Below are 24914 nucleotides of genomic sequence, written 5' to 3'. Positions count from 1 at the left end.
GCATGGTCGCAAATCCGCAGCCCGACAGCACGCCCGACACCAAGCCCACCGTCTCCGTCCCGCCGGAGCCGAAAAAGGGCCTGTTTTCCCTGTCGCCCCTGAACAGGCGGCGCTGGAACAACTTCAAGCGCAACCGCCGCGCGCTTTGGTCCTTGTGGATCTTCGTCATCCTCTTCGGCCTGTCGCTCTTTGCCGAGTTCATCGCCAACGACAAGCCGATCATGGTGCGCTATCGCGGTGAGACCTTTACGCCCATCTTCAACTTCTACCCCGAAACCCAGTTCGGCGGCGATTTCCGGACAGAGGCCGCCTATCGCGACCCCGAGGTACGTTGCCTGATCATCACCGGCGGGCTGGACGCCTGTTTCGACGACCCGGCAGGGATGATCGAGGACGCAGAGGCCGGCGTTCTGACCGATGACGGTTTCCACAAGGGCATGATCCTCTGGCCGCTGATCCCCTACAGTTACGACACGCCGGTGGACCGGCGCGGGGCCGCCCCCCTGCCGCCTAACGAACAGAACTGGCTGGGCACGGACAAGGGCAAGCGCGACCTGCTGGCGCGGGTGATTTACGGTTTCCGCCTGTCGATTCTGTTCACCCTGATCGTCACCGCCTGCGCCTCTGTCATCGGCATCGTGGCGGGCGCGCTGCAGGGCTATTTCGGCGGCTGGCTGGACCTGATTTTCCAGAGGGTGATCGAGATCTGGGGGGCGACGCCGTCGCTCTATATCATCATCATCCTCTTCGCGATCCTCGGGCGAAGTTTCTGGCTGCTGGTCTTTCTCACCATCCTCTTTGGCTGGACGGCGCTGGTGGGCGTGGTGCGGGCCGAATTCCTGCGCGCGCGCAACCTGGAATACGTCCGCGCGGCCAAGGCTCTGGGGGTCTCGAACTGGACCATCATGTTCCGGCACATGCTGCCCAACGCGATGGTGGCCACGCTGACCTTCATGCCCTTCATCGTCACCGGCACGATCTCGACCCTTGCGGGGCTCGACTTCCTCGGCTTTGGCCTGCCCTCTTCGGCGCCGTCCTTGGGTGAAATGACCCTGCAGGCGAAACAGAACCTGCAGGCGCCCTGGCTGGCCTTCACCGCCTTCTCGGTCTTCGCGATCATGCTGTCGCTGCTGGTCTTCATCTTCGAAGGTGTCCGCGACGCATTCGACCCCAGGAAAACCTTCTCATGAGCGCATTGCTTCAGGTCCAAAACCTCAAGGTCAGCTTCCGGCAGGACGGCGTCACCGTTCCCGCGGTCAAGGGCGTGTCCTTTGACATCCAGAAGGGGGAAACCGTGGCGCTGGTGGGGGAATCCGGCTCTGGCAAGTCTGTCACCGCGCTGTCGACTGTGTCCCTCTTGGGCGACTCCGCCCGTGTCGAAGGCTCGGTACTGTATAACGGGGCCGAGATGATCGGCGCGCAGGACAAGCGCCTGCGCAACGTGCGCGGCAATGACATCAGCTTTATCTTTCAGGAGCCGATGACATCGCTCAACCCCCTGCACACGCTTGAAAAGCAGATCCGCGAAAGCCTGGAACTGCACCAGGGGCTGACCGGCGCCAAGGCACGGGAACGGATCATCGAGCTGTTGAACAAAGTCGGCATCCGCGACCCCGAAACGCGGTTGGGCTCTTACCCGCACCAGCTGTCGGGTGGACAGCGGCAGCGGGTCATGATCGCGATGGCGCTGGCCAACGGGCCGGAACTCTTGATCGCGGACGAGCCGACCACCGCGCTTGACGTGACGATCCAGGCACAGATCCTCGATCTCTTGGGAAACCTCAAGACCGAGGAGGACATGAGCCTGCTGTTCATCACCCATGACCTGGGGATCGTGCGGCGCATCGCCGATCGGGTCTGCGTGATGCAGAACGGCGAAATCGTGGAACAGGGCCGGACCGAAGAGATATTCGCGGCGCCGAAACATCCCTATACGCAGATGCTGCTGTCCGCCGAAAGCACCGGCACGCCGGACCCGGTGGACGAGGATGCCGAGGAAATCGCCCGGACCGACAACCTCAAGATCTGGTTCCCGATCTACCGTGGTCTCATGAAAAGAACAGTCGGCTACGTCAAGGCTGTCAACGACGCCACCATCGCAGTGCGCGCCGGCGAAACCGTGGGCATCGTGGGCGAAAGCGGCTCGGGCAAGACAACCTTGGCGCTGGCGATCATGCGGCTGATCAAGTCCGAGGGCGGGATCACCTATCGCGGCCAGGACGTGAACGCCTGGTCCACCAAGCGGCTGCGCAAGCTGCGCTCGGAAATGCAGATCGTCTTTCAGGACCCTTACGGCTCGCTCAGCCCGCGCATGACCTGCGAACAGATCATCGCCGAGGGGCTGGAGGTGCACGGCGCGCCGGATGGCCGCCCGCACCGCGAACTGGTGGCCGAGGTCATGACCGAGGTGGGCCTGGACCCGATGACCATGCACCGCTACCCGCACGAGTTTTCCGGCGGTCAGCGCCAGCGCATCGCGATTGCCCGCGCGATGGTGCTGCGCCCCCGGCTGCTGGTGCTGGACGAGCCGACCTCGGCGCTGGACATGACGGTACAGGTGCAGATCGTGAACCTGCTCCGCGACCTTCAGCGCAAGTACGACCTTGCCTATCTGTTCATCAGCCACGACCTGAAGGTGGTGCGCGCGATGAGCCACAAGGTCATCGTGATGAAACAGGGCGACGTGGTGGAATACGGCCCCGCCAATGCGATCTTTGACGCGCCACAGACAGAATATACCCGCGAGTTGCTGGCGGCGGCCTTCGACGCCGCCTGACCGGATCAGATCGCGCTGGAATGGCCTGCCTTGGACAGGTCGTAGGCGTCAAAGGCACGCGCGATGATGCGGGTCAGCGGCCGTGCCTCTTGCGGGATGAACAGCCCGTTGTCGCTGATGACCAGGATGTTCTCGAACCGGGTGTTCGCCTCGCGGAACATGGTGAAAAGCGCCTCACGCGAGATGGCAAAATCGCGCAGGATCTCTGCGGCGTCGATGCGGAAATCGCACATCAACGCCTCAATCAGCCGGGCGCGCAGCCTGTCGTCCCCTTTGAAGGTATGGCCGCGCGCGGTGGCGAACTGGCCGTCGCGGACGGCGGCAATGTACTTGGACGTCCCGGGCGCGTTCTGCGCAAACCCCTGCGGAAACTTCGAGATCGACGATGCGCCCAGCCCGATCAGCACATCCGAGGTATCGTCCGTGTAGCCCTGGAAATTCCGCCGCAGGGTGCCGTTGCGCTGCGCCACGGCCAGCCCGTCGTCGCGGGTGGCGAAATGGTCTATGCCGATCTCGGCGTATCCGTCCCAGACGAACAGCCGCCGCGCGGTGTCGAAAAGCTCCAGCCGCTCTTGCGGCGTGGGCAGCGCGTCCGACGGCAGCATCTGCTGCCGCTTGGCCATCCAGGGAACATGCGCATAGCCGTAGAGCGCCACGCGATCCGGTGCGAAACTGAGCAGCTTTTGCACGGTCTCGGTAATGCGGGCGCGGGTCTGGTGCGGCAGCCCGAACAGGATGTCGGCATTCAGGCTTTCGACGCCGCGCGCACGGATCAGTTCGACCGCCGCGCGTGTCATGTCATAGCTCTGTTCGCGACCGATCGCGCCCTGGATCTGCGGGTCGAAATCCTGCACGCCGATCGAGGTGCGGTTCATGCCTCCCTCGGCCAGGGCATCCAACCGGGCGGCGTCGATCTCGTTCGGATCGATCTCGACGGAAAACTCGTAGCCTTCCGCAAAATCGGCGACCCGCCGGGTCGCCGCGATCAGCCGTTTCATCAGGTCGGGGGTCAGCAAGGTTGGCGTGCCTCCGCCCCAGTGCAGCCGCGACAGGCGTACGCCCTGCGGCAAGGCACCGCGCAAGAGCTCCAGCTCCTGCTCCAGGACGGTTACATAGCTTTCGACCGGGCCCAGGGTTGCCGTTCCCTGCGTTCGACAGGCGCAGAACCAGCACAACCTGCGGCAAAAAGGTACATGCAAATAAAGGGATATGTTACCATCTACAGGTACAGAGCGAATCCACTCGTCGAATCGCGCCGGCCCCACGTCGCCATCGAAGTGCGGTGAGGTCGGATAGGACGTGTATCGCGGCACTCTGGCGTCAAAGAGTCCAAGCCGCGCGAGTTGAGTTCGGTTCGCCATACGCGTACGGTTAGGGCACGGAAAAGCGCCGGGCTTTGACGCAGATCAACAAAAGGCAGGCGATATGCTGAATGAACGAAGCTTGAGTGTCGCACCCGACTGCAGCGACTGCCCGATCCGCCACCGAGCGGTCTGCGCACGCTGCGAAAGCGACGAGCTAGAGCGGCTGGAGCAGATCAAGTATTACCGCAAGTTCGAGGCCGGCCAGTCGATCATCTGGGCCGGCGACCGCATGGATTTCGTGGGCTCCGTCGTGTCCGGAATCGCGACCCTGAGCCAGGCGATGGAAGACGGCCGGACGCAGATGGTGGGCCTTTTGCTGCCAAGCGATTTCGTGGGCCGCCCCGGACGCAACACCGCGGCCTATGACGTGGTGGCGACAACCGATGTGGTGATGTGCTGCTTCCGCCGCGCGCCCTTCGAAGACCTGATGAAACGCACGCCGCATATCGCGCAGCGCCTGCTGGAAATGACCCTGGACGAGCTGGATGCCGCGCGCGAATGGATGCTGGTCCTGGGCCGCAAGACCGCGCGCGAGAAGATTGCCTCGCTCCTGTCGATCATCGCCCGCCGCGATGCGACCCTGAACAAGCGTGGTGCCGCTGCCGGCCCGATCGTCTTTAACCTGCCCCTGACCCGCGAGGCGATGGCCGACTATCTGGGCCTGACGCTGGAGACCGTGAGCCGCCAGATCTCGGCCCTGAAAAAGGACGGTGTGATCCAACTGGAGGGCAAGCGCCACGTCACCGTTCCGGACATGTCCCGCCTGATGGACGAGGCCGGGGACGACGCGGACGGTGGCCTGCTTGTCTGAGGGACTGCCCTTTTTCACCTGCGACGTCTTCACCGAAACCGCCTATGCCGGCAATCCGCTGGCCATCGTTGAGGATGCGGACGGGCTGAGCGACGCCGCGATGCAGACCATCGCGCGGGAGTTCAACCTGTCCGAGACGATCTTTGTCCGCGCGCCCGCCGACCCGGCGCATACCGCCAGCGTCCGGATCTTCTTTCCCACTGCGGAAATCCCCTTTGCGGGGCATCCCACTATCGGCTGTGCCATCCATCTGGCGCTGAAAGACGCGCCCGAGGGCGATTTCGAGACCCGCATCACGCTGGAAGAGGTGGCCGGACTGGTTCCGGTGCAGGTCTGGCGCCGCGCGGGGCGTTTGGGCGCAGAGTTCCGCGCGCCGGTACTGCCGCACGCCGCCAACACCGGCGAAATGCCAGGCCCCGAGGATATCGCCGCCGCGCTTGGCCTTTCGGCCGACCAGATCGGCTTCGATGGCCACCGCCCGGCCCTGTGGCAGGGGGGACCCGCCTTTGGCTATATCCCGGTGCGCGACCGTGCTGCCCTGAAAGCCGCGCGCCCCAATGGCGCTGCCTGGGAGACGCTGTGCAGCGCCTCCGGTCTCGGCTCGCACTACCTGTACACGCCGGGACAGGACGCGGATTTTTCCGCACGCATGTTCGCCCCCGGGGAAGGCATCCCCGAGGACCCGGCCACGGGTTCGGCCTCGGCCATCTTCGCGGCCCAGCTTCTGGCCTCGGGTGCGCTTGGGCCGGGTGAATCGCGGCTGGTGCTGGAACAGGGGATCGACATGGGTCGCCCGAGCCGGATCGGGCTGCGCATCCAGACCACCGACGGAGCGCTGGACACGATCCATGTGCAGGGGTCGTCCGTGCGGATCGGAGCCGGACGGATTCTCCCGCCCGCCGCCTGACACCCGCGCGGCACGAAAAGGGCCGCCCGTGTTCCAGACACGAACGGCCCCGCTCCTGTCACGGCGACCGCGTCAGTGGGCCATGAAGACCGACACGCCCGCCTGTTCCAGCATGTTGCGGGTGGCCCCGCCCAAGATCGCCTCGCGGAAGCGCGAATGGCCGTAGGCGCCCATCACGACCATGTCGGCACTGATGTCCGACACGTGCCGCAGCATGACATCGGACACACGCGGCATCGTCTTCGCCAGCACGTCGATCTCGGCCTTGACGCCGTGGCGGGCAAGGTACTCCGACACCATCCCGCCCGGGTCCGACCGGTTGGGGCCGTGTTTCGGCGGGTCGATCACCACAACATGCACCGTTTCGGCCTGCTGCAGCAGGGGCATGGCACTGCGTACCGCGCGCAGGGCCTCGTTGCTTTCGTTCCAGCCAAGCACGATGCGCTTGGGCTTGGCCGCTGGTTCGACATCGTCTGGCACGACCATCACCGGCACCTGTCCCTCGAACAGCGCGCCTTCCAGGATGGGTTCCAGTTCCACGCCCTTACCCTCGCCATAGGGTTGCGGCAGCACCACGAGGTCGGTGAACCGGGCCCGTGAGGCGACATGGCGACCGATGTCGGCAAGCTGTGCCACGCCGTGATCGACGCTCCACAGCGAATCGACCTTCTCCAGCTCGCCGCGCGCGGCCGTTGCCAGAGCTTCGGCCTCTGCCGTGGCCCGCTCCAGGGTTTCCTGCAGGACCATCGCGTTGGCCCCGGCATAGTAATAGCCGGTCTGGGTGCGATCCACGCCGAAACACAAGGCACCAAGATGCGCATCATGGGCCTTGGCCACCATGGCGGCATGCGAAAGGGTCGAGGTCAGAAGATCGTGGTCGGTGACCACGGTCAGTATGGATTTGAAGGACATTTGCGTCTCCGTCGCTGCATGGCCCGAGGCTAGCCCCGCGCCTTTCGTCGCACCTTGACCCGCGTCAATGTTCACGTGGCCATCCATTGATGCAGATCAAGGATGCATTTCGGCGAACATAGCTAACACGTCCCCAGTCTAAAACCGCCCCTGCGGACAACGAATCGCGCGGGTCAGACGAAGGGACGAAAAATGTTGAACTATCTCAAGCTCATCGTGCTGGGATTGATTGCGATATTCTCAATGATCGCAATCAACTATGCACGAGATGTGGCTTACCTGATCCATGCGATCATTGTCCTGGCGGTCTCCGCCGGGATGTTTCTGTGGGTTCTGCGCCACACCGACGAGCCGGCGGCACCGGCTCCGCAAAACGAATACATGGATGATGTCGTCCGCTTTGGCGTCATCGCGACCGCCTTCTGGGGCGTGGTCGGTTTCCTCGTCGGGACCTTCATCGCCACCCAGCTGGCCTTTCCCGCGCTGAACTTCGACTGGGCCCAGGGCTACATGAACTTCGGTCGCCTGCGCCCGCTGCACACCAGCGCCGTGATCTTCGCCTTTGGCGGCAACGCGCTGATTGCGACGTCTTTCTACGTCGTGCAGCGCACCAGCGCCGCGCGCCTCTGGGGCGGCAACCTGGCCTGGTTCGTGTTCTGGGGCTACCAGCTGGTGATCGTGCTGGCCGCGACGGGCTATGTGCTGGGCTCGACCCACGCCAAGGAATACGCCGAGCCTGAATGGTACGTCGACTGGCTGCTGACAATTGTCTGGCTGGCCTACCTGGCGGTTTTCGTCGGCACCATCGTCCGCCGGAAAGAGCCGCACATCTACGTTGCCAACTGGTTCTACCTGTCCTTCATCCTGACCGTCGCGATGCTCCACGTCTTCAACAACCTGGCCATCCCGGTCTCGATCTGGGGCTCGAAGTCGGTGCAGGTCTTCTCTGGCGTGCAAGACGCGATGACGCAGTGGTGGTACGGCCACAACGCCGTGGGCTTCTTCCTGACCGCCGGCTTCCTGGGGATGATGTATTACTTCGTTCCGAAACAGGCCGAACGTCCGGTGTTCAGCTACAAGCTGTCGATCATCCACTTCTGGGCGCTGATCTTCATCTACATCTGGGCCGGTCCGCACCACCTGCACTACACCGCGCTGCCTGACTGGGCCTCGACCCTTGGCATGGTGTTCTCGGTCGTGCTGTGGATGCCGTCCTGGGGTGGCATGATCAACGGCCTGATGACGCTGTCGGGTGCCTGGGACAAGCTGCGCACAGACCCGGTGATCCGCATGATGGTGATCTCTGTCGGCTTCTACGGCATGTCCACCTTCGAAGGCCCGATGATGTCGATCCGCGCGGTGAACTCGCTGTCGCACTACACCGACTGGACCATCGGTCACGTCCACTCCGGCGCGCTTGGCTGGAACGGCATGATCACCTTTGGTGCGCTCTACTTCTTGGTGCCCAAGCTGTGGAACCGCGAGCGGCTCTATTCGCTCAGCATGGTGTCCTGGCACTTCTGGCTCGCCACCATCGGCATCGTGCTCTACGCCGCCTCGATGTGGGTGACCGGCATCATGGAAGGCCTGATGTGGCGTGAAGTCGACGCCAACGGCTTCCTGGTGAACAGCTTTGCCGACACCGTGGGTGCCAAGTTCCCGATGTATGTGGTGCGTGCAACAGGCGGTCTGCTCTACGTCGCCGGTGCCCTGATCATGTGCTACAACCTGTGGATGACCGTGAAACGGTCGCCGGCTGTCGAAGCCAGCGCCGCCACGGCCCATGCCACTCCGGCCGAATAAGGAGGACCGGACATGAGCATTCTTCAGAAACACGCCGTCCTTGAAAAGAACGTCACCCTGCTGGCCATCTTTGCCTTCCTGGTGGTGACGATCGGGGGCCTGGTGCAGATCGTGCCGCTCTTCTACCTCGAGAACACCATCGAGGATGTCGAAGGCATGCGCCCCTACACGCCGCTGGAACTGGCGGGCCGCGAGGTCTATCTGCGCGAGGGCTGCTACGTCTGCCACAGCCAGATGATCCGCCCGATGCGGGACGAGGTCGAACGCTATGGCCACTACAGCCTGGCCGCCGAGAGCAAGTACGACCACCCGTTCCAGTGGGGATCGAAACGCACCGGGCCCGACCTGGCGCGCGTCGGTGGCCGCTACTCGGACGAGTGGCACGTCGACCACCTGCGCAACCCGCAGTCGGTTGTGCCGGAATCGGTCATGCCCAAGTACGGTTTCCTCGAAGCCAAGCTGATCGAAGGCACCTATATCGGCGACCTGATGAGCACCAACCGCCTGGTGGGCGTGCCCTACAGCGACGAGATGATCGAAGCTGCACAGGCCGACTTCCTGGCGCAGGCCGATCCGGACAGCGACTTCGACGGTCTGCTGGAACGCTATGGCGAGAACGTGAACGTGCGGAACTTTGACGGCGCCCCGGGCGTCTCCGAGGCAGACGCGCTGATCGCCTATCTCCAGATGCTGGGCACGCTGGTCGATTTCTCGACCTTCACGCCCGACGCAAGCCGCTGAGGAGGGAACGACATGGAAACCTATTCCTTCCTTCGCCAACTCGCCGACAGCTGGGCACTTCTGGCGATGTTCGCCTTCTTCGTGGGGATCGTGATCTGGGCCTTCCGGCCCGGATCGGGAAAGGTCCACTCGGACACGGCCAACATCCCGTTCCGTCACGAGAACCGCCCCGCGCCCGCTTCGGGCGACGACACACCCGCCGCAAACTGAGGAGGCCGGGAAAATGAGCAACAATAAGAAGAACGACGATCTCGACTACGAGACGACGGGCCACGAGTGGGACGGCATCCAGGAATACAACAAGCCGCTTCCCAAGTGGTGGCTGTGGACCTTCTATGCCTGCATCGTCTGGGCCATCGGCTATACTATCGCCTACCCCGCTTGGCCGGGCATTTCGGGGGCAACCCCGGGCCTCCTGGGCTTCTCGACCCGCGCCAACGTGGAAAAGGCCATTACCGACCACGAGGCGGAGCTGGGCCCAATCAACGATAAGCTCGCCTCGGTCGAGCTGACGGCCATCGCGGATGACCAGGAGTTGCTGCAATACGCCAACAACGCCGGCGGCGCGATCTTCCGCACCTGGTGTGCGCAGTGCCACGGCTCTGGCGCGGCGGGGGCCAAGGGCTATCCCAACCTGCTCGACGACGACTGGCTCTGGGGCGGCTCCATCGAGGCCATCCACGAAACCGTCAGCTACGGCATCCGCAACGAAGTGAACGACATGGCCCGCTGGTCGCAGATGCCCGCCTTTGGCCGGGACGAACTGCTGGTCGAGGAAGAAGTCGTGCAGGTCGTCAACTACGTGATGCAGCTTTCCGGGCAGGAGCCGAAAGACCCCGCCGCCGCCGAAGCCGGCGCCGAGGTCTACGACATCAACTGCTCGGGCTGCCACATGGAAGACGGTACCGGCGACCGACTCCAGGGTGCGCCGAACCTGACCGACCGGATCTGGCTCTACGGTGGCGATTACGACACCCTTTACGAGACGGTCTACAACGCGCGGTTCGGCGTGATGCCCCCGATGGGCGGCGCCGACCTGACCGAGGCAGAGATCCGCGCCGTGTCGGTCTATGTTCACGGCCTGGGCGGGGGCGAAGCCTCGGAAGAGTGACAGCCCGCACAAGGCGGCACAAAGCGATCCCCTCGCCGAAAGGCGGGGGGATTTTTCATGCACGGGCCTAGGTTTCCGCCCTGACGCCCAAGGGGGCAAAACCGCGTCTGAACATCAAAAAAAACCGCACGGAAATCCGGCGGTTTGATGCAAGTCAAGGCTGCCACGCGACGGCCTGCTATTATCGGGCCAAGGTCGTCGGGAACAACATCCCGATGCAGACTTCCCGGCCTGAAAAGGTCGGGCATGGCGCTGGTGTCCTGTCCTGTTCGCGCGTTTCCTGGGACACCAGCGCCCTTCTCTTTCCCCTCACCGACGATCCATCGGCAAGGTCCCTGCGGGGTTTCCGCGATCCGGGCGCGGCGCGGCGCATCCGGTCGGCAGGTTGACCATACGCCAGAGGTCGGGTCGATAGACGATCGGGTCAATCATCGCGCCCGCTCCGGCGTCCGGCGTGGTTGCGGAACGGCAGGTCCTCGTCGAGCCAGCCCAGCTTGGGCATATCCTGCGCGCTGCGATGCGGTGCCCGCGGCTCGTTGCGGGTGGCGGTGAGAAAGCTCTTGGCGAAAATTCCGAACATTTCGGTCTCCTTTGCATGTCCTGTTCTGTCCTCAACTTGACGTTTCCGGCGCTTCCATGCGACTCAGGAATAAATCCACAGTGTAATCCTGGCTTACATATGAACTGGTCTTCCCTGCCCCCGCTTGCAGCCCTGCGCGCCTTCGCGGCCTACACGGAAACGCGATCTGTCAACGCGGCCGGGGGGGTACTGAATGTTAGCCACGCTGCCATCAGCCAGCAGATGCGCGCGCTGGAAAGCCATCTGGGCGTCGCTCTACTGGACCGGTCCGGGCGCAAGCTGGCCCTGACCCACGAAGGAGAGACCCTAGGCCGCAACCTGATCGAGGCCTTCGGGTCGATCACCCAGACTGTCGAGGCGCTGACCGGCGCCGATGCCTCGCGGCCCCTACAAATCTCGGTCACGCCGACCTTTGCCGCCGCATGGCTGATGCCCCGGCTGAACGGGTTTCGGGAAAAGCACCCCGATATCAACCTGATGATCGACCCTTCGGCGCTGGTGCAACCACTGGAACCGGGCGGCATCGACATGGCGTTGCGCTATGGCGACGGCAACTGGCCCGGGCTGGAGTCCGATCTGCTGATCAGCTCGTCCATCGTGGTGGTCGCCGCGCCCGATCTTGTCGGCAGCCGCGACATCACGTCACCCGCCGACCTGAGAGACTATCACTGGCTGCAGGAGCTGGGCACCAACGAAGCGACAGAATGGTTCGCACTGCATGGTGTCGACCGCGACGCCGGGCGCGGTTTCACCGCCCTGCCCGGCAACCACATGCTGGAGGCCGCCCGCGCCGGACAGGGTATCGCCATCGTTGCAGGGGTTTTCGTGGAAAACGACGTCCGTGCCGGGCGCCTGCGCAAGCTCTTCGAGGACAAGCGGAAAAAGGGGTATCACATCGTCACGCGCCCCGGCGTGCCGCGTCCCCCGCTCAAGGCCTTTCTGACCTGGCTGCGCCGCGAGGCCGGCAAAAGCTGAGTCACAAATTCAAAAATTGATGCAGGTCAAAGCTCCTGTCCCACTGCACTGGGTAAACCGCTCTCGAACCCGAGTCCAACGGAGCGATTCCCCGTGTCCGACAGCCCCCCCCCGTCCCTCTACGCAGCGCGCGAACCGATCTTCCCCAGACGGGTGAGCGGCAAGTTCCGCAACCTCAAGTGGGTGATCATGATCATCACGCTGGGCATCTACTATATCACGCCCTGGCTGCGTTGGGACCGCGGCCCGCAATTGCCCGACCAGGCCGTGCTGATCGACCTTGCCAACCGCCGCTTCTTCTTCTTCTGGATCGAGATCTGGCCGCACGAGTTCTACTTTGTCGCGGGCCTGCTGATCATGGCCGGGCTGGGGCTGTTCCTGTTCACCTCGGCACTGGGCCGGGTCTGGTGCGGCTATGCCTGCCCGCAGACCGTCTGGACCGATCTCTATATCCTCGTGGAACGCTGGATCGAAGGCGACCGCAACGCCCGTCTGCGGCTGCACCGGCAGGAAAAGATGGACTTTCGCAAGATGCGGCTGCGCCTGACGAAATGGGCGGTCTGGTTCCTGATCGGCCTGGCCACCGGCGGCGCCTGGATCTTCTACTTTGCCGATGCGCCGACGCTGCTGACCGATCTCGTGACCGGGCAGGCCCATCCGGCGGCCTACACAACCATGCTGATCCTGACGGCGACCACCTTCTTCTTTGGTGGCTTCGCACGCGAACAGATCTGCATCTATGCCTGCCCCTGGCCGCGTATCCAGGCCGCCATGATGGACGAAGACACGCTGACCGTGGGCTATCGCGAATGGCGGGGGGAACCGCGCGGCAAGCACCGCAAGGCCGAAGGCGCCGAGAACCTGGGCGATTGCATCGACTGCATGGCCTGCGTCAACGTCTGCCCGATGGGGATCGACATCCGCGATGGGCAACAGCTGGAATGCATCACCTGTGCGCTGTGTATCGACGCCTGCGACGACATGATGGCCAAGATCGGCAAGCCGCGCGGGTTGATCGACTACCTTGCCCTGTCGGACGAACCGCGCGAGCGTGAAGGCAACACGCCGCGCCCGGTCTGGCAGCACGTCTTCCGCCTCCGCACGATGATGTACACGGCCCTGTGGTCGCTGGTCGGCATCGGCCTGGTCTTTGCCCTCTTCATCCGCCCCGAGATCGAGATGACGGTGGCCCCGGTGCGCAACCCGACCTTCGTGACCCTCTCGGACGGGTCGATCCGCAACACCTATGACGTCCGGCTGCTGAACAAGCACGGCGAGGACCGGCCCTTCCGGATCACCGTCAAGGGCAACGAGTTCCTGCGCGTGCAACTGGAAGGCACCCCCTATGAAACCGTGGACGTGCCCGCCAACGAGACCTACCTGCAAAAGGTCTATGTCATCGCGCCGCCCGATTCCGGTCCGGCAGAGGCAGAGCGCACCGAGTTCCGGTTCTGGGTCGAGGATCTGACCAACGGCGACCGGGCCTATAGCGACACGATCTTCAATGGAGCGGCGAACTGATGGCCAGGAAAGACTTCAAGCTGACGGGCTGGCATGTGCTGGGCATCTTCGGCGGCGCCTTCGGCGTGATCATCGGGGTGAACATCGCCCTGGCGGTCAATGCCGTCAGCACCTTCCCCGGGCTCGAGGTGGCAAACTCCTACGTCGCCAGCCAGACCTTCGACAAGCGCCGCGCCGCGCAGGAGGCTCTGGGCTGGACCGTCGAGGCTCGGTTGGAAGAAGACATGCTGATCCTCTCGATCACCGACGAGGACGGGCGTCCGGTACAGGCCGGAAAACTGTCGGCCACGGTCGGTCGTCCGACCAACGTCAGCGAGGACCGCGTGCCCGAGTTCGCCTTCAACGGCCATGCCTATGTCGCCTACGAAGACCTGCGCCCCGGAAACTGGGACGTCTGGTTGACGGCCACCGCGCTCGACGGCACCCCGTTCGAACAGCGGCTGGAAATGACGGTGACCAACTGAGATGACCGCCACCCTGCGCCCACCCGCTTCGGCCTGCCCGGCCTGCGCCGCCGCCCCGGCGGCACAGGCGCTTGCTGAACAAGAGACGCCGCGCGAGGCACATATCGTCCTGTCCCTGCCGACGATCCACTGCGCGGCCTGCATGTCTGCCGTCGAACGGGCGCTGGACAAGGTGCCCGAGGTCCGTTCGGCCCGTGTCAACCTGACCCTGAAACGGGTCAGCATCGAGGCCGAGCCAGAGCTGACCGCCGCCGATGTGATCCCGGTGGTCCAGGGTGCGGGCTATGAGGCGCATGAGCTTGACAACACGGCGCTTTCGGCAACGGCCACCGACAAGGCCGGGCGCGACCTGCTGATGCGGCTCGCGGTCGCCGGCTTCGCGGCCATGAACGTCATGCTTCTGTCGATCGCGGTCTGGTCCGGGGCAGAGGGGCCAACGCGCGACCTGTTCCACTGGATTTCGGCGGCGATTGTCCTGCCGGCGGTCGGTTTTTCCGCCATGCCCTTCTTTCGCAACGCCTGGACGGCGCTGTCGGCCCGCAGCCTGAACATGGATGTGCCGATCTCGCTGGCAATCCTGCTGGCGGTGGGCACCTCGCTTTGGGAAACCAGCCTCTCCGGGGAACACGCCTATTTCGATGCCGCCATCGCGTTGACCTTTTTCCTGCTGACCGGCCGTTATCTTGATCACCGCACGCGGTCGGTGGCCCGGTCTGCGGCCGAGGAACTGGCCGCGCTGGAGGTGCCCCGCGCCTGGCGCGTCACCGACGAGGGCGAAACGCAGGTCCCGGTGGGCGAACTGGCGGTTGGCGATCTTGTCAGCGTGCGCCCCGGTGGTCGGATGCCCGTGGATGGCGAAATCGTCTCCGGCACTTCTGAACTGGACCGGTCGCTGCTGACGGGTGAGACCCTGCCCGTCTTCGCGGAACCGGGCCGCAGTGTCAGCGCGGGCGAGGTCAACCTGACCGGCCCGCTGACGATCCGCGCCAGCGCCGTTGGGCGTGACACCTCTTTGCACCGCATGGCGGACCTGGTCGCCGTCGCCGAGTCAGGCCGCTCGCGCTATACCTCGCTGGCCGACCGGGCCGCGAAACTCTATGCCCCCGGCGTGCATATCCTTTCTGCCCTCGCCTTCGTCGGCTGGCTGATCTACGCGGGCGATTTGCGCGTGGCCCTGAACATCGCCGCCGCTGTTCTGATCATCACCTGTCCCTGCGCTCTCGGGCTTGCCGTGCCTGCCGTCACCACGGCGGCCTCTGGCCGCTTGTTCAAGCGCGGGCTGCTGATCAAGGATTCCACGGCGCTGGAACGGCTCGCTCAGGTCGACACGGTCGTCTTTGACAAGACGGGCACGCTGACCTCCGGGACGCCGGAACTGACCAACCTCGGCGATTTCACCCGCCGCGACCTGGAAATCGCTCTGGCCCTGGCACAGGGCTCCAGCCACCCGCTGTCGCAATCCCTGGCCGCCGCCGCGCGCGAGGCCGGGATCAAGCCCGAAACCCTGACCGACGTAACCGAGATCCCGGGACACGGGACAACGGGCATCTGGCGCGGTCAGGACGTGCGGCTGGGCCGCGCGACCTGGGTCGGCGGCGGCCAGACCGACCGCACCGCCGCCTGGCTGCGGGTGGGGGACGGACCGGCCCAGGCCTTTCTCTTCACCGACCGCCTGCGCGAGGGCGCCGAAGAGGCCGTCACCGCCCTGAAAGCGGCCGGTCTCAAGGTCATCCTGATTTCCGGCGACACCACTCCGGCGGTCGAGTCGCTGGCCAAACGGCTGGGCATCACGCAGTGGATGGCCGAGGCCCTGCCGCAGGACAAATCCACCCGCATCGAGATGATGAGCCGCGACGGCGCGCATGTGCTGATGGTGGGCGACGGGCTGAACGACACCGCGGCGCTGACCGCCGCCCATGCCTCGATCTCTCCGGCCTCGGCGCTGGACGCCGCGCGCGTGGCCTCGGACATCGTCCTGCTGGGCGGCTCGCTGGCACCGATCCCCGAGGCGGTCCAAACCGCCCGCAAGGCCACCCGTCGCATCCGCGAGAACTTTACCGTGGCGACTTGGTACAACGTGATCGCCGTGCCGCTGGCGGTGGCGGGTCTCTGCTCGCCGCTGATTGCCGCATTGGCCATGTCGGCCAGCTCGATTACCGTGTCGCTGAACGCGCTGCGACTGAGATAGGAAGCTTGTCATGAATATCCTGACCTACCTGATTCCGATCTCGCTGGTGCTGGGGGGCGCGGGGCTGGCCTTTTTCGTCTTTACCCTGCGGTCGAACCAGTACGACGACCCCGAGGGAGACGCGCAACGCATCCTCTCGGGCCAATACGACGACCACCCCAAGCAGGACTGATCGCGCGGGCTTTCACACCGGCAGGGCCGTCGTCCGGAACACCGTGCGAAGGGCGAAAGAGCTTTGCATCTGCGCCACGCCCGGCAGGCGGCTCAGGTATTGGCGGTGGATACGGGCGAAATCCTCTGTGTCCTCGGCCACGACCTTGAGGATGTAATCCGCCGTGCCCGCCATCAGGTGACATTCCAGGATCGCCGGCACCCGTGACACCGCTTTTTCAAAGGCTTCCAGCACCTCGTCCGCCTGGGCCGTCAGGGTGATCTCCACAAAAACGGTCGAGGGAAAGCCCATGCGCCGCGCGTCCAGCAGCGCCACGTAGTCGCGCACATAGCCTTCGGTTTCCAGGCGCTGGACCCTGCGGTGACAGGCCGAGGCCGACAGGTGCACCTCTTCGGAGAGATCGGCGTTCGAAATGCGCCCCCTGCGCTGCAAAACGCGCAGAATGCGCCTGTCTGTCTCGTCCAGCGTCATATACGCAAGATCCTCCACCCCAAACGGTCATTCATCGAAAATTCGTGCGCCATCTCCTGTCAGGATGCGCGAACTTGCGACCCCTTTGCAAGGCTTCGCTGGCATACTGCCGTGCACATCCGAGGAGGAGAACACATGAAGATCGGTTGCCCCACCGAGATCAAGCCCCAGGAATTCCGCGTCGGCCTGACCCCGAATGCCGCCCGCGAGGCGGTGGGACATGGTCACGAGGTCATCGTGCAGAAAGGCGCCGGCACCGGCGCGGGATTCACCGACGAGGATTACACGGCCGCAGGCGCAAGACTGGCAGAGACCGCAGCCGAGATCTTTGCCGAGGCCGAGATGATCGTGAAGGTCAAGGAACCGCAGGCCGTCGAACGCGCCATGCTGCGCGAGGGACAGTTGCTGTTCACCTATCTCCACCTGGCCCCCGATCCGGCCCAAACGCAGGACCTGCTGGCCTCGGGCTGTACCGCCATCGCCTATGAGACGGTCACCGACGACCGTGGCGGGCTGCCCCTGCTGGCCCCCATGTCAGAGGTCGCCGGGCGCCTGGCGCCGCAGGTGGGCGCCTGGACCCTGCAAAAGGCCAACGGCGGGCGCGGTGTGCTGATGGGCGGCGTGCCCGGCGTCGGCCCGGCGCGCGTGCTGGTGATCGGTGGCGGCGTCGTCGGCACCCACGCCGCGCGCATCGCCGCCGGGATGGGCGCGGATGTGACGGTTCTGGACCGCTCACTGCCCCGGTTGCGCTATCTCGACGACGTCTTCGGTGGCACATTCGGCACCGGCTATTCCAGCGCGGGCCTCCTGGCCGAGCATCTGGAACAGGCGGACATGGTGATCGGCGCGGTGCTGATCCCCGGCGCCGAGGCGCCCAAGCTGGTGAAACGCGCCGATTTCGCCTCGATGAAACCGGGCGCGGCACTGGTGGACGTGGCGATCGACCAGGGCGGATGTTTCGAGACATCGAAGGCGACCACCCATGCCGATCCGGTCTACGAGATCGACGGCATCATGCACTATTGCGTCGCCAACATGCCCGGCGCCGTGGCCCGCACCTCGACCATCGCACTTGGCAATGCCACGATGCCGTTCATGCTGGCCCTTGCGGACAAGGGGTGGAAACAGGCCTGCGCCGACGACCCCCATCTGATGAACGGGCTGAACGTGCACGCGGGCAAGCTGACCTATTTCGCGGTCGGCCAGGCGCAGGGGATCGACGTCACCTCTCCGCAACTGGTCATCAAGGGCTGAGACTCAGGCGAGTCTAGAGAACCACGATCCCGCTGTGCTTGGCCTTGTGCTCGGGCTCGACGTGGATCGTGACGCGGCACCCGTCGAAGGCGGCCATCATGGCCGCCTCGATCCGGTCGCAGATGTCATGCGCCGCTTCGACCGACATTTCCCCCGGCACAACCAGGTGAAACTCGACAAAGGTCGCCTGCCCCGCATGGCGGGCGCGCAGGTCATGCGCCTCGACCGCGCCGTCGGCATTGGCCGAGATCAGCTCGCGCATGGTCTCCAGATCGTCCTCTGGCACGCTTTCATCCATCAGCCCGCCGACAGAGCCGCGCAACACCTGCCAGCCCGACCACAGGATATTGATCGCCACCAGGGCCGCCAAGAGCGCGTCCAGCCAGAGCGCCCCGGTCAGAACGGCCGCCACCACGCCGATGGCGACCCCGGCAGAGGAAACGACATCGGTCATCAGGTGCCGCCCGTCCGCCTCGAGCGCAGGTGACCGCAGGCTGCGCCCCTCGCGCATCAGCACAATGGCCCAGATCCCGTTCACGACGCTGGCCAGGCCGATCAGCAACAGGCCTGTAAAGGGCGCGTCGATGTCGCGCGGGGCGTTCCAGGCGCCCCAGGCCTCGTTCAGGATGAGGATCGCCGCCACGACGATCATCACGCCTTCCATGACGGCGCTGAAATACTCGGCCTTGTGATGGCCAAAGGGATGGTCCGCGTCCGCCGGCTGCACCGCGATCCGCACCGCGACGAAGGCGGCAATGGCCGTGGCCACGTTGACGATGCTTTCCAGCGCGTCGGACAGCAGCGCGACAGAGCCGGTCAGCCACCAGGCCAGCAGCTTGATCGCCAGCACGGCGCCTCCGACCGCGATGCTGCCCGCGGCGATTTTCACGGCTCTTGGCATGAGATCTCCTGGCAGGCGCGTCGCAACGGCCTGATAGCCAAGCCCCTCAGGCCGCGCAACCCGGAGACGTCGGTCAGTCCCGCTTCAACGCGTCGCGGATCTCCAGCAGGACCTCCAGTTCGGTCGGGCCCTTGGGTGCTACGGCGACGGGCTCTTCCTCCTTTTCGGCGGCCTCCTTGATGCGATTGACCATCTTGACCAGCAGGAAGACCACGAAGGCGATGATCAGGAAGTTGATGATGGCCATGACGAACTTGCCGATGGCAAAGACCGGCGCGCCCGCCTCTGTCGCGGCATCGAGCGAGGCATAGTCATTGCCGTCCATCGCGTAGAACCAGCCGGAGAAGTCGATGCCGCCGGTAAAGAGCGCGATGACGGGGTTGATGATGTCGCCGACCAGCGAGGTCACAATGGCGGTAAAGGCCGCGCCCACGATGATACCCACGGCCATGTCCATGACATTGCCCTTGGCGACGAAATTCCTGAATTCCTGAAACATTCCCATCGTCCCTGTTCCGGCGTAACCGCCTGTTCACATGCGTTCTGCGCCATTGCACAGCCCGGCCCCTGTGAAACCGGGAAAAACATCCCTAGCTTTCCCCCAAACCGGAAAAAGGCCAAGCAAATGTTCGATCTTGTCACCCACCCCGTCAGTTCTCGCTGGCCCGCGCAGCATCCCGAGCGCCTCCAGCTTTATTCCCTTCCCACGCCAAACGGGGTCAAGGCCTCGATCATGCTGGAGGAAACCGGCCTGCCCTACGAGGCACACCGGGTCACGCTCTCGGATGCGGACGTCAAGAGCGAGGCCTTCCTGAGCCTCAACCCCAACAACAAGATCCCTGCGATCATCGACCCTGACGGGCCGGACGGCGCGCCGCTGGCACTGTTCGAATCCGGCGCGATCCTGCTGTATCTGGGAGAGAAGAGCGGCAAGCTGCTTGGCCGTTCCGCGGGTGAAAAGCACCAGATCACCCAATGGCTGATGTTCCAGATGGGAGGCGTCGGCCCGATGTTCGGCCAGCTCGGTTTCTTCCACAAGTTCGGGGGCTCCGAGATCGAGGACCCGCGCCCGCGTGAGCGCTATATAAACGAGGCCAAGCGCCTGTTGACCGTGATCGAAGGCCAACTGGCGGACAAGGAATGGATCGCCGGCGAGTATTCCATCGCCGACATCGCGATCGCGCCTTGGCTGAATATCCTCGATTTCTACGGCGCGCGCGACGTGGTCGGCTGGGCCGACCATCCCAGGGCCGTGGCCTACCTGGAGCGTTTCATGAACCGCCCCGCCGTGCAGCGCGGCATGAACATTCCACCGCGCGAGGGGTGAAAGCGCCGGGCCGGGAATCCCCGGCCCCGCCGTTCAGACGGGCAGCGCGCCGGTCAGCGTGTAGCGCAGCACTTCGACCACCTGGGCCGGCGTGCGCGCCACCGCCAAGGCAGCGGCGTCGACCTCTTTCAGGGCGTGATCGTGCTCGGGCGGCTGCAGGATGATCAGCGACTTGCCCAGCGCGCTGGCATAGCCCGCGTCGAAAGCCGCGTTCCACTGCTTGTACTTGTCGCCAAAGCGCACCACGACCACATCCGCATCGGCAATCCCCTTGCGGGTGCGGATGGCATTGACCATCGCACCCTTGTGGTCGTGCCAGTACTTGTTGTCCTCGGCGCCCAGGATCTCGACCCCGCAATCGTCGCTGGCGGCATGGTCCGTCACCGGCGCGTTAAAGGTGATGTCCAGCCCCTGCGCGCCGTCGATGATCTGATCACGCCAGTCGGTGTGAATTTCCCCCGAGAGATAGACGTTCAGTCCCATTGTGCGCACTCCCTGCATCCATGCAATTTCGGGTCACCATAGCCCTCAAAGCCCGCAACGCAAGGCGCCGCCATGTCAGACCCTCTGCTCCCCTATGCCCCGCTGAACACCCTCAAACCCGTCGCCCCGGACCTCTGGATCGTCGATGGCGAGGTGATCCACATGTCCTACGGTCCGTCGACGCTGCCCTTCACGACACGCATGGTCATCTGTCGGCTGGCCGACGGCACGCTCTGGCTCTGGTCGCCGATCGCCGCCGATGCCGCCCTGATGGATGCGGTCGCTGCCCTGGGGGAGGTCGGGCACATCGTCTCCCCCAATGCGATCCACTATGCCTATATTCCGGGTTGGTCGGTCCGGTTTCCCAATGCGCGGGTCTGGGCCTCTCCCAAGGTGCGGGAACGGGCAAAGTCACAGGGGATCGAAGTGCGTTTCACCGATGACCTGGACGAGACTCCGCCCGCTGCCTGGGCCGAGACGCTGAACCAGACCATCTTTCGCGGCTCGCGCCTGCTGGAGGAGGTGGTGTTCCTGCACCGCGCCAGCCGAACGCTGATCCTTGCCGACCTGATCGAGAATTTCGAACCCGGGCGCATCCAGTCTGCCTGGACCCGGTTCCTGATGCGGATCGCTGGTGTGACGCATCCAAACGGACAGTTGCCGCTTGATCTGCGGCTGACCTATCTCGGGCGGCGGCGCGCGGCGCGCGCCTCTCTGCAGCGCCTGCTGGACTGGGCCCCGGACAAGGTTATCATCGCGCATGGCCACTGGTACGATCGCGACGGCACAGCAGAACTGCGCCGCGCGTTTCGCTGGTTGCTGTAGTGCGCCGGCCCCGATGACCGGAAAACAGACGGGGACCCCGTCAGAGCCCCCGTCGTGATCTAGCCCAAGGATCAGCCGTCCTTGCGGATAACCTCGTTTTTCGGGTCATAGGGGCTGTCCTGGGTGATCGTCGCATCCCAGATCTGGTCCAGCATCTTGACCTTCAGCCGGGTGCCTTCGACCGCCAGGTCGGGCTTGACGTAGCCCATGCCGATGGACTTGCCGAAGGCGACCGAATAACCGCCCGAGGTCAGGCGCCCGACGCGGGTGCCATCCTCGGCGTAAAGCGCCTCGCGGCCCCAGGGATCGGCATCCGCCGGCCCGTCGATCAACAGGGTGACGCATTTCGACCGCACCCCGGTTTCCTCCAGCTTGGCCTTGCCGTGAAACTCCTTGGAGAGGTCGACAAAGCGCGGCAGGTCGGCCTCCAGCGGGGTCGCGTCGCGGCCCAGTTCGTTGCCGAAGGCGCGGTAGGATTTCTCCTGCCGCAGCCAGTTCTGGGCGCGGGCGCCGACCAGCTTCATGCCGTGCTTTTCGCCGGCAGTGGTCAGTTGGTCCCATAGGTTGTTCTGCATCTCGATCGGGTGGTGCAGTTCCCAGCCCAGTTCGCCGGTATAGGCCACGCGGATCGCCATGACCGGCACCATGCCCAGTTCGATGTTGCGCATGGTCAGCCAGGGGAACCGCTTGTTGCCCAGCACGGTTGCCGGGTCGGCGTCCTTGACGATCTCTTTCAGCACGTCGCGCGATTTCGGACCGGCGATGGCAAAGACGCCCCACTGGGTGGTCACGTCATGGCAGGAGATCCATCCGAACTCCTCGCGCTTGTCCTCGATCGCCTTGCGCAGGTAGTCGCTGTCATAGGACGTCCAGGCCCCGGCGGAGACCAAGTAGTACTTGTCCTCCCCCAGGCGCACGATGGTGTATTCGGTGCGGGTGGTGCCGTGGCTGGTCAGCGCGTAGGTCAGGTTGATGCGGCCGACCTTGGGCAGTTTGTTGCAGGTGAACCAGTCCAGGAACTGCGTCGCGCCGGGGCCTTCGACGATATGCTTGGTAAAGGCGGTCGCATCGATCAGACCGACGCCTTCGCGCACGGCCTTGGCCTCGTCCACGGCATATTGCCACCAGCCGCCGCGGCGGAAGCTGCGCGCGTCGTGGTCGAAGTTTTCCGGTGCATCCAGCGGGCCGTAGTAGTTGGGACGCTCCCAGCCGTTCACGAACCCGAACTGCGCGCCTTTGGCCTTTTGCCGGTCATAGGCGGGCGCGGTGCGCAGCGGACGGCAGGCGGGGCGTTCCTCGTCCGGGTGGTGCAGGATGTAGACGTGGTCGTAGCACTCTTCGTTTTTGCGCGCCGCGAACTCGGTCGTCATCCAGTCCGAGCCATAGCGTTTCGGGTCAAGCGAGGCCATGTCGATCTCGGCCTCGCCGTCCACCATCATCTGGGCAAGGTAATAGCCGGTGCCGCCTGCGGCGGTGATGCCAAAGGAAAAACCTTCGGCCAGCCACATGTTGCGCAGACCCGGCGCCGGGCCGACCAGCGGGTTGCCGTCAGGGGTGTAACAGATCGGACCGTTGAAATCGTCCTTGAGGCCGGATTCCTCGCAAGAGGGCATCCGGTGGATCATCGCCATGTACTGGTCCTCGATCCGCTCGAGGTCGAGCGGGAAGAGATCGGCCCGAAAGCTGTCCGGCACACCGTATTCAAAGCAGGCCGGCGCGTTCTTCTCGTAGACGCCGAGGATCCAGCCGCCGCGCTCTTCGCGGACATAGGACTGGGCGTCGGCGTCCCGGATCACCGGATGCTCGGGATTGCCGTCCTTGCGCCAGGCTTGCAGCGCGGGGTCCACGTCGGTGACGATAAACTGGTGTTCGACCGGGATCGCCGGGATCTTGATGCCCAGTTGTTTCGCGGTGCGCTGTGCGTGGTTGCCAGAGGCGGTCACGACATGCTCGGCGGTGATGGTGACGGTCTCGTCGCTCTCAACCAGGTTGCCGCCTTTTTCCACCATCTTGGTGCAGGTCACTTCCCAATGGGTGCCGGTCCAGTTGTAGCTGTCGGCCTGCAGCTTGCGCACGATCTCGACGCCGCGCTGACGGGCGCCCTTGGCCATTGCCTGGGTCACGTCGGCCGGATTGATGTAACCGTCGGTGTGGTGATAGAGCGCGCCCTTCAGATCCTCGGTGTTGATCAGCGGCCAGCGTTCCTTGATCTCGTCCGGGGTCAGCCAGACGTAGGGCACGCCGCAGGTCTCGGCGGTGGTGGCATAGAGCTTGTATTCGTCCATGCGCGCGTCGGTCTGCGCCATGCGCAGGTTGCCCACGACCGCAAAGCCCGCGTTGAGGCCGGTTTCCGCCTCGAGCGACTTGTAGAAATCCACCGAGTATTTGTGGATATGCGTGGTGGCAAAGGACATGTTGAACAGCGGCAGCAGGCCCGCTGCGTGCCAGGTCGAGCCGGAGGTCAGCTCGTCCCGCTCGATGAGCATGACATCGTCCCAGCCTGCCTTGGCCAGGTGATAGGCAATCGATGTGCCGACGGCGCCACCGCCGACGACCAGGGCTTTGACTTGGGTTTTCATGACGCGACTCTCCGGGTTCATTTTCCCCTCAATACCGCGCCGCGTATCCCGGCGCCGCGCGCGCCCGACACGTCATGCGGGGAAAACGACGCGTAAGAAGATCGCGCGGCACACGAGAAAGCCGCAACATGGCGCTGCGGCTTCTTCTTGGTTAAAATAACCCCGCCGGAGGCGTCCCCAGGGGTCAGGTCAGCACTGGTAACGGTAGGTAAAGACCAAGGTATCCGTCCGCCACTGGCCGGTTGGCTGGCAGTTCTGCTGCACCTGGTACTGTCCCGTGACCTGAACGCGCAGCGGGTTCTGCAGGACCGGCCCCTCGACATGGTATTCCAGCGGCGTGCCGGGGCAATACTTGGAAAACCGCCGCGCCGTGCCGCTGTACCATTCCCCGTTCTTCCAGCCGTTGAACAGCAGGACGCCAGGCGTCACGCCCGCCGGGTATTGCCAGCTGTGTGGCGTGGTTTCGTACCAGAACCAGCGGTTGTTGCCCTGCGCGGTCAGACGCATGATGGACCCATTGTGATCCCAGCAGGAATCAGCAACCGCCGGGCTGGCCACCAGGCAGGCAAGGATCATGGAAATCAGTCGCTTCATTGAAAAGCCTTTCGCGTTGACGCTTGGTAAACACAGTTTCCGCCCATGCTTTGGAACCTGTCAAACCTTTTCGTCCTATCGATTTTCCCTCTTTCGACCCGGCCACGTCAAACTCGTGCCCCGATTGGCGGTCAGGTGATCCCGTGTCGGTTGCA

General features: G+C 64.5%; 25 protein-coding genes. 16 read left to right on the top strand and 9 right to left on the bottom strand.

Annotated features, from left to right (window positions below):
* Positions 1 to 2: 2 nt before the first annotated feature.
* Positions 3 to 1190, top strand: a complete 1188-nt coding sequence (locus KZZ07_RS04950; RefSeq protein ID WP_219512623.1) for an ABC transporter permease — start codon at positions 3 to 5, stop codon at positions 1188 to 1190.
* Entirely contained in the window at positions 1187 to 2776 is a 1590-nt protein-coding gene (locus tag KZZ07_RS04945; protein WP_219512622.1) for an ABC transporter ATP-binding protein, read from the top strand. Before KZZ07_RS04950 ends, KZZ07_RS04945 begins: the two co-directional genes overlap by 4 nt.
* Before the next feature lie 5 nt (positions 2777 to 2781).
* On the opposite strand, the gene hemN is transcribed toward KZZ07_RS04945, so the two are convergent.
* Positions 2782 to 4137 (bottom strand): oxygen-independent coproporphyrinogen III oxidase, encoded by a 1356-nt coding sequence (gene hemN / locus KZZ07_RS04940; RefSeq protein ID WP_219512621.1) that lies wholly within the window; start codon positions 4135 to 4137, stop codon positions 2782 to 2784.
* 64 nt (positions 4138 to 4201) lie between these two features.
* Between hemN and fnrL the strand changes: the two genes are divergently transcribed.
* Positions 4202 to 4951, top strand: coding sequence for a transcriptional regulator FnrL (gene fnrL / locus KZZ07_RS04935; protein WP_219512620.1), 750 nt, complete (start codon positions 4202 to 4204; stop codon positions 4949 to 4951).
* Entirely contained in the window at positions 4935 to 5858 is a 924-nt protein-coding gene (locus KZZ07_RS04930; RefSeq protein ID WP_370631067.1) for a PhzF family phenazine biosynthesis protein, read from the top strand. The genes fnrL and KZZ07_RS04930 overlap by 17 nt, the downstream gene beginning before the upstream one ends.
* A gap of 72 nt (positions 5859 to 5930) precedes the next feature.
* Here KZZ07_RS04930 and KZZ07_RS04925 read toward each other — a convergent pair whose 3' ends face one another.
* Entirely contained in the window at positions 5931 to 6770 is an 840-nt protein-coding gene (locus KZZ07_RS04925) for a universal stress protein (RefSeq protein WP_219512619.1), read from the bottom strand.
* 192 nt (positions 6771 to 6962) lie between these two features.
* On the opposite strand from KZZ07_RS04925, the gene ccoN reads away from it, so the two are divergent.
* Genes ccoN through ccoP form a run of 4 tightly spaced genes read left to right on the top strand, consistent with a single transcriptional unit; the run spans position 6963 to position 10425 of the window.
* The gene (gene ccoN, locus KZZ07_RS04920; RefSeq protein WP_219512618.1) at positions 6963 to 8573 is read left to right on the top strand and encodes a cytochrome-c oxidase, cbb3-type subunit I; all 1611 of its coding nucleotides are present in this window, start codon (positions 6963 to 6965) and stop codon (positions 8571 to 8573) included.
* Positions 8574 to 8585: 12 nt separating this feature from the next.
* On the top strand, positions 8586 to 9314 hold the full coding sequence (gene ccoO / locus KZZ07_RS04915; protein WP_219512617.1) for a cytochrome-c oxidase, cbb3-type subunit II: 729 nt from the start codon (positions 8586 to 8588) through the stop codon (positions 9312 to 9314).
* A 12-nt stretch (positions 9315 to 9326) separates the two neighbouring features.
* Positions 9327 to 9524 (top strand): CcoQ/FixQ family Cbb3-type cytochrome c oxidase assembly chaperone, encoded by a 198-nt coding sequence (locus tag KZZ07_RS04910; protein ID WP_043136457.1) that lies wholly within the window; start codon positions 9327 to 9329, stop codon positions 9522 to 9524.
* Between the two features lie 13 nt (positions 9525 to 9537).
* Complete coding sequence (gene ccoP, locus KZZ07_RS04905; protein ID WP_219512616.1) at positions 9538 to 10425, top strand: cytochrome-c oxidase, cbb3-type subunit III; 888 nt, start codon at positions 9538 to 9540, stop codon at positions 10423 to 10425.
* A gap of 424 nt (positions 10426 to 10849) precedes the next feature.
* On the opposite strand, the gene KZZ07_RS04900 is transcribed toward ccoP, so the two are convergent.
* Positions 10850 to 11005, bottom strand: a complete 156-nt coding sequence (locus tag KZZ07_RS04900; RefSeq protein WP_219512615.1) for a hypothetical protein — start codon at positions 11003 to 11005, stop codon at positions 10850 to 10852.
* 99 nt (positions 11006 to 11104) lie between these two features.
* Between KZZ07_RS04900 and KZZ07_RS04895 the strand changes: the two genes are divergently transcribed.
* The 5 genes from KZZ07_RS04895 (at position 11105) to ccoS (ending at position 16325) form a co-directional block, all read left to right on the top strand.
* Entirely contained in the window at positions 11105 to 11980 is an 876-nt protein-coding gene (locus KZZ07_RS04895) for a LysR family transcriptional regulator (protein WP_219512613.1), read from the top strand.
* A 93-nt stretch (positions 11981 to 12073) separates the two neighbouring features.
* Positions 12074 to 13501, top strand: coding sequence for a cytochrome c oxidase accessory protein CcoG (ccoG, locus tag KZZ07_RS04890; RefSeq protein WP_219512610.1), 1428 nt, complete (start codon positions 12074 to 12076; stop codon positions 13499 to 13501).
* A complete protein-coding gene (locus tag KZZ07_RS04885; protein WP_219512609.1) occupies positions 13501 to 13965 on the top strand; it encodes a FixH family protein in 465 nt (154 codons plus the stop codon). Before ccoG ends, KZZ07_RS04885 begins: the two co-directional genes overlap by 1 nt.
* Before the next feature lies 1 nt (position 13966).
* Positions 13967 to 16153, top strand: a complete 2187-nt coding sequence (locus KZZ07_RS04880) for a heavy metal translocating P-type ATPase (RefSeq protein ID WP_219512607.1) — start codon at positions 13967 to 13969, stop codon at positions 16151 to 16153.
* 10 nt (positions 16154 to 16163) lie between these two features.
* Entirely contained in the window at positions 16164 to 16325 is a 162-nt protein-coding gene (ccoS, locus tag KZZ07_RS04875) for a cbb3-type cytochrome oxidase assembly protein CcoS (protein ID WP_219512605.1), read from the top strand.
* Positions 16326 to 16337: 12 nt separating this feature from the next.
* Here the strand turns inward: ccoS and KZZ07_RS04870 are convergent, their stop codons facing one another.
* Complete coding sequence (locus tag KZZ07_RS04870) at positions 16338 to 16796, bottom strand: Lrp/AsnC family transcriptional regulator (RefSeq protein ID WP_219512604.1); 459 nt, start codon at positions 16794 to 16796, stop codon at positions 16338 to 16340.
* 135 nt (positions 16797 to 16931) lie between these two features.
* On the opposite strand from KZZ07_RS04870, the gene ald reads away from it, so the two are divergent.
* Positions 16932 to 18050, top strand: a complete 1119-nt coding sequence (gene ald, locus KZZ07_RS04865; RefSeq protein WP_219512603.1) for an alanine dehydrogenase — start codon at positions 16932 to 16934, stop codon at positions 18048 to 18050.
* A 13-nt stretch (positions 18051 to 18063) separates the two neighbouring features.
* Here ald and KZZ07_RS04860 read toward each other — a convergent pair whose 3' ends face one another.
* Both KZZ07_RS04860 and mscL read right to left on the bottom strand, forming a co-directional pair.
* Complete coding sequence (locus KZZ07_RS04860) at positions 18064 to 18951, bottom strand: cation diffusion facilitator family transporter (protein WP_219512602.1); 888 nt, start codon at positions 18949 to 18951, stop codon at positions 18064 to 18066.
* Positions 18952 to 19024: 73 nt separating this feature from the next.
* The gene (gene mscL / locus KZZ07_RS04855; RefSeq protein ID WP_219512601.1) at positions 19025 to 19450 is read right to left on the bottom strand and encodes a large conductance mechanosensitive channel protein MscL; all 426 of its coding nucleotides are present in this window, start codon (positions 19448 to 19450) and stop codon (positions 19025 to 19027) included.
* A gap of 126 nt (positions 19451 to 19576) precedes the next feature.
* On the opposite strand from mscL, the gene KZZ07_RS04850 reads away from it, so the two are divergent.
* The gene (locus KZZ07_RS04850) at positions 19577 to 20278 is read left to right on the top strand and encodes a glutathione S-transferase family protein (RefSeq protein WP_219512598.1); all 702 of its coding nucleotides are present in this window, start codon (positions 19577 to 19579) and stop codon (positions 20276 to 20278) included.
* A 33-nt stretch (positions 20279 to 20311) separates the two neighbouring features.
* On the opposite strand, the gene KZZ07_RS04845 is transcribed toward KZZ07_RS04850, so the two are convergent.
* Positions 20312 to 20761 carry a YtoQ family protein gene (locus KZZ07_RS04845; protein ID WP_219512597.1) on the bottom strand — a complete coding sequence of 150 codons (450 nt, stop codon included), beginning with the start codon at positions 20759 to 20761 and terminating at the stop codon, positions 20312 to 20314.
* 72 nt (positions 20762 to 20833) lie between these two features.
* On the opposite strand from KZZ07_RS04845, the gene KZZ07_RS04840 reads away from it, so the two are divergent.
* Complete coding sequence (locus KZZ07_RS04840) at positions 20834 to 21586, top strand: DUF4336 domain-containing protein (RefSeq protein WP_219512595.1); 753 nt, start codon at positions 20834 to 20836, stop codon at positions 21584 to 21586.
* Positions 21587 to 21657: 71 nt separating this feature from the next.
* On the opposite strand, the gene KZZ07_RS04835 is transcribed toward KZZ07_RS04840, so the two are convergent.
* Both KZZ07_RS04835 and KZZ07_RS04830 read right to left on the bottom strand, forming a co-directional pair.
* Entirely contained in the window at positions 21658 to 24165 is a 2508-nt protein-coding gene (locus tag KZZ07_RS04835; RefSeq protein WP_219512594.1) for a GcvT family protein, read from the bottom strand.
* Between the two features lie 189 nt (positions 24166 to 24354).
* Positions 24355 to 24759: a hypothetical protein gene (locus tag KZZ07_RS04830; RefSeq protein ID WP_219512592.1), complete on the bottom strand. Its 405-nt coding sequence runs from the start codon at positions 24757 to 24759 to the stop codon at positions 24355 to 24357.
* Between the last annotated feature and the right edge of the window lie 155 nt (positions 24760 to 24914).

Origin of the sequence: Mameliella sp. CS4 (assembly GCF_019392335.1) — a bacterium.
Lineage (GTDB): Bacteria > Pseudomonadota > Alphaproteobacteria > Rhodobacterales > Rhodobacteraceae > Antarctobacter.
Note: the sequence above shows the minus strand (reverse complement) of the source record. Positions and strands in the feature narration are given on the sequence as shown.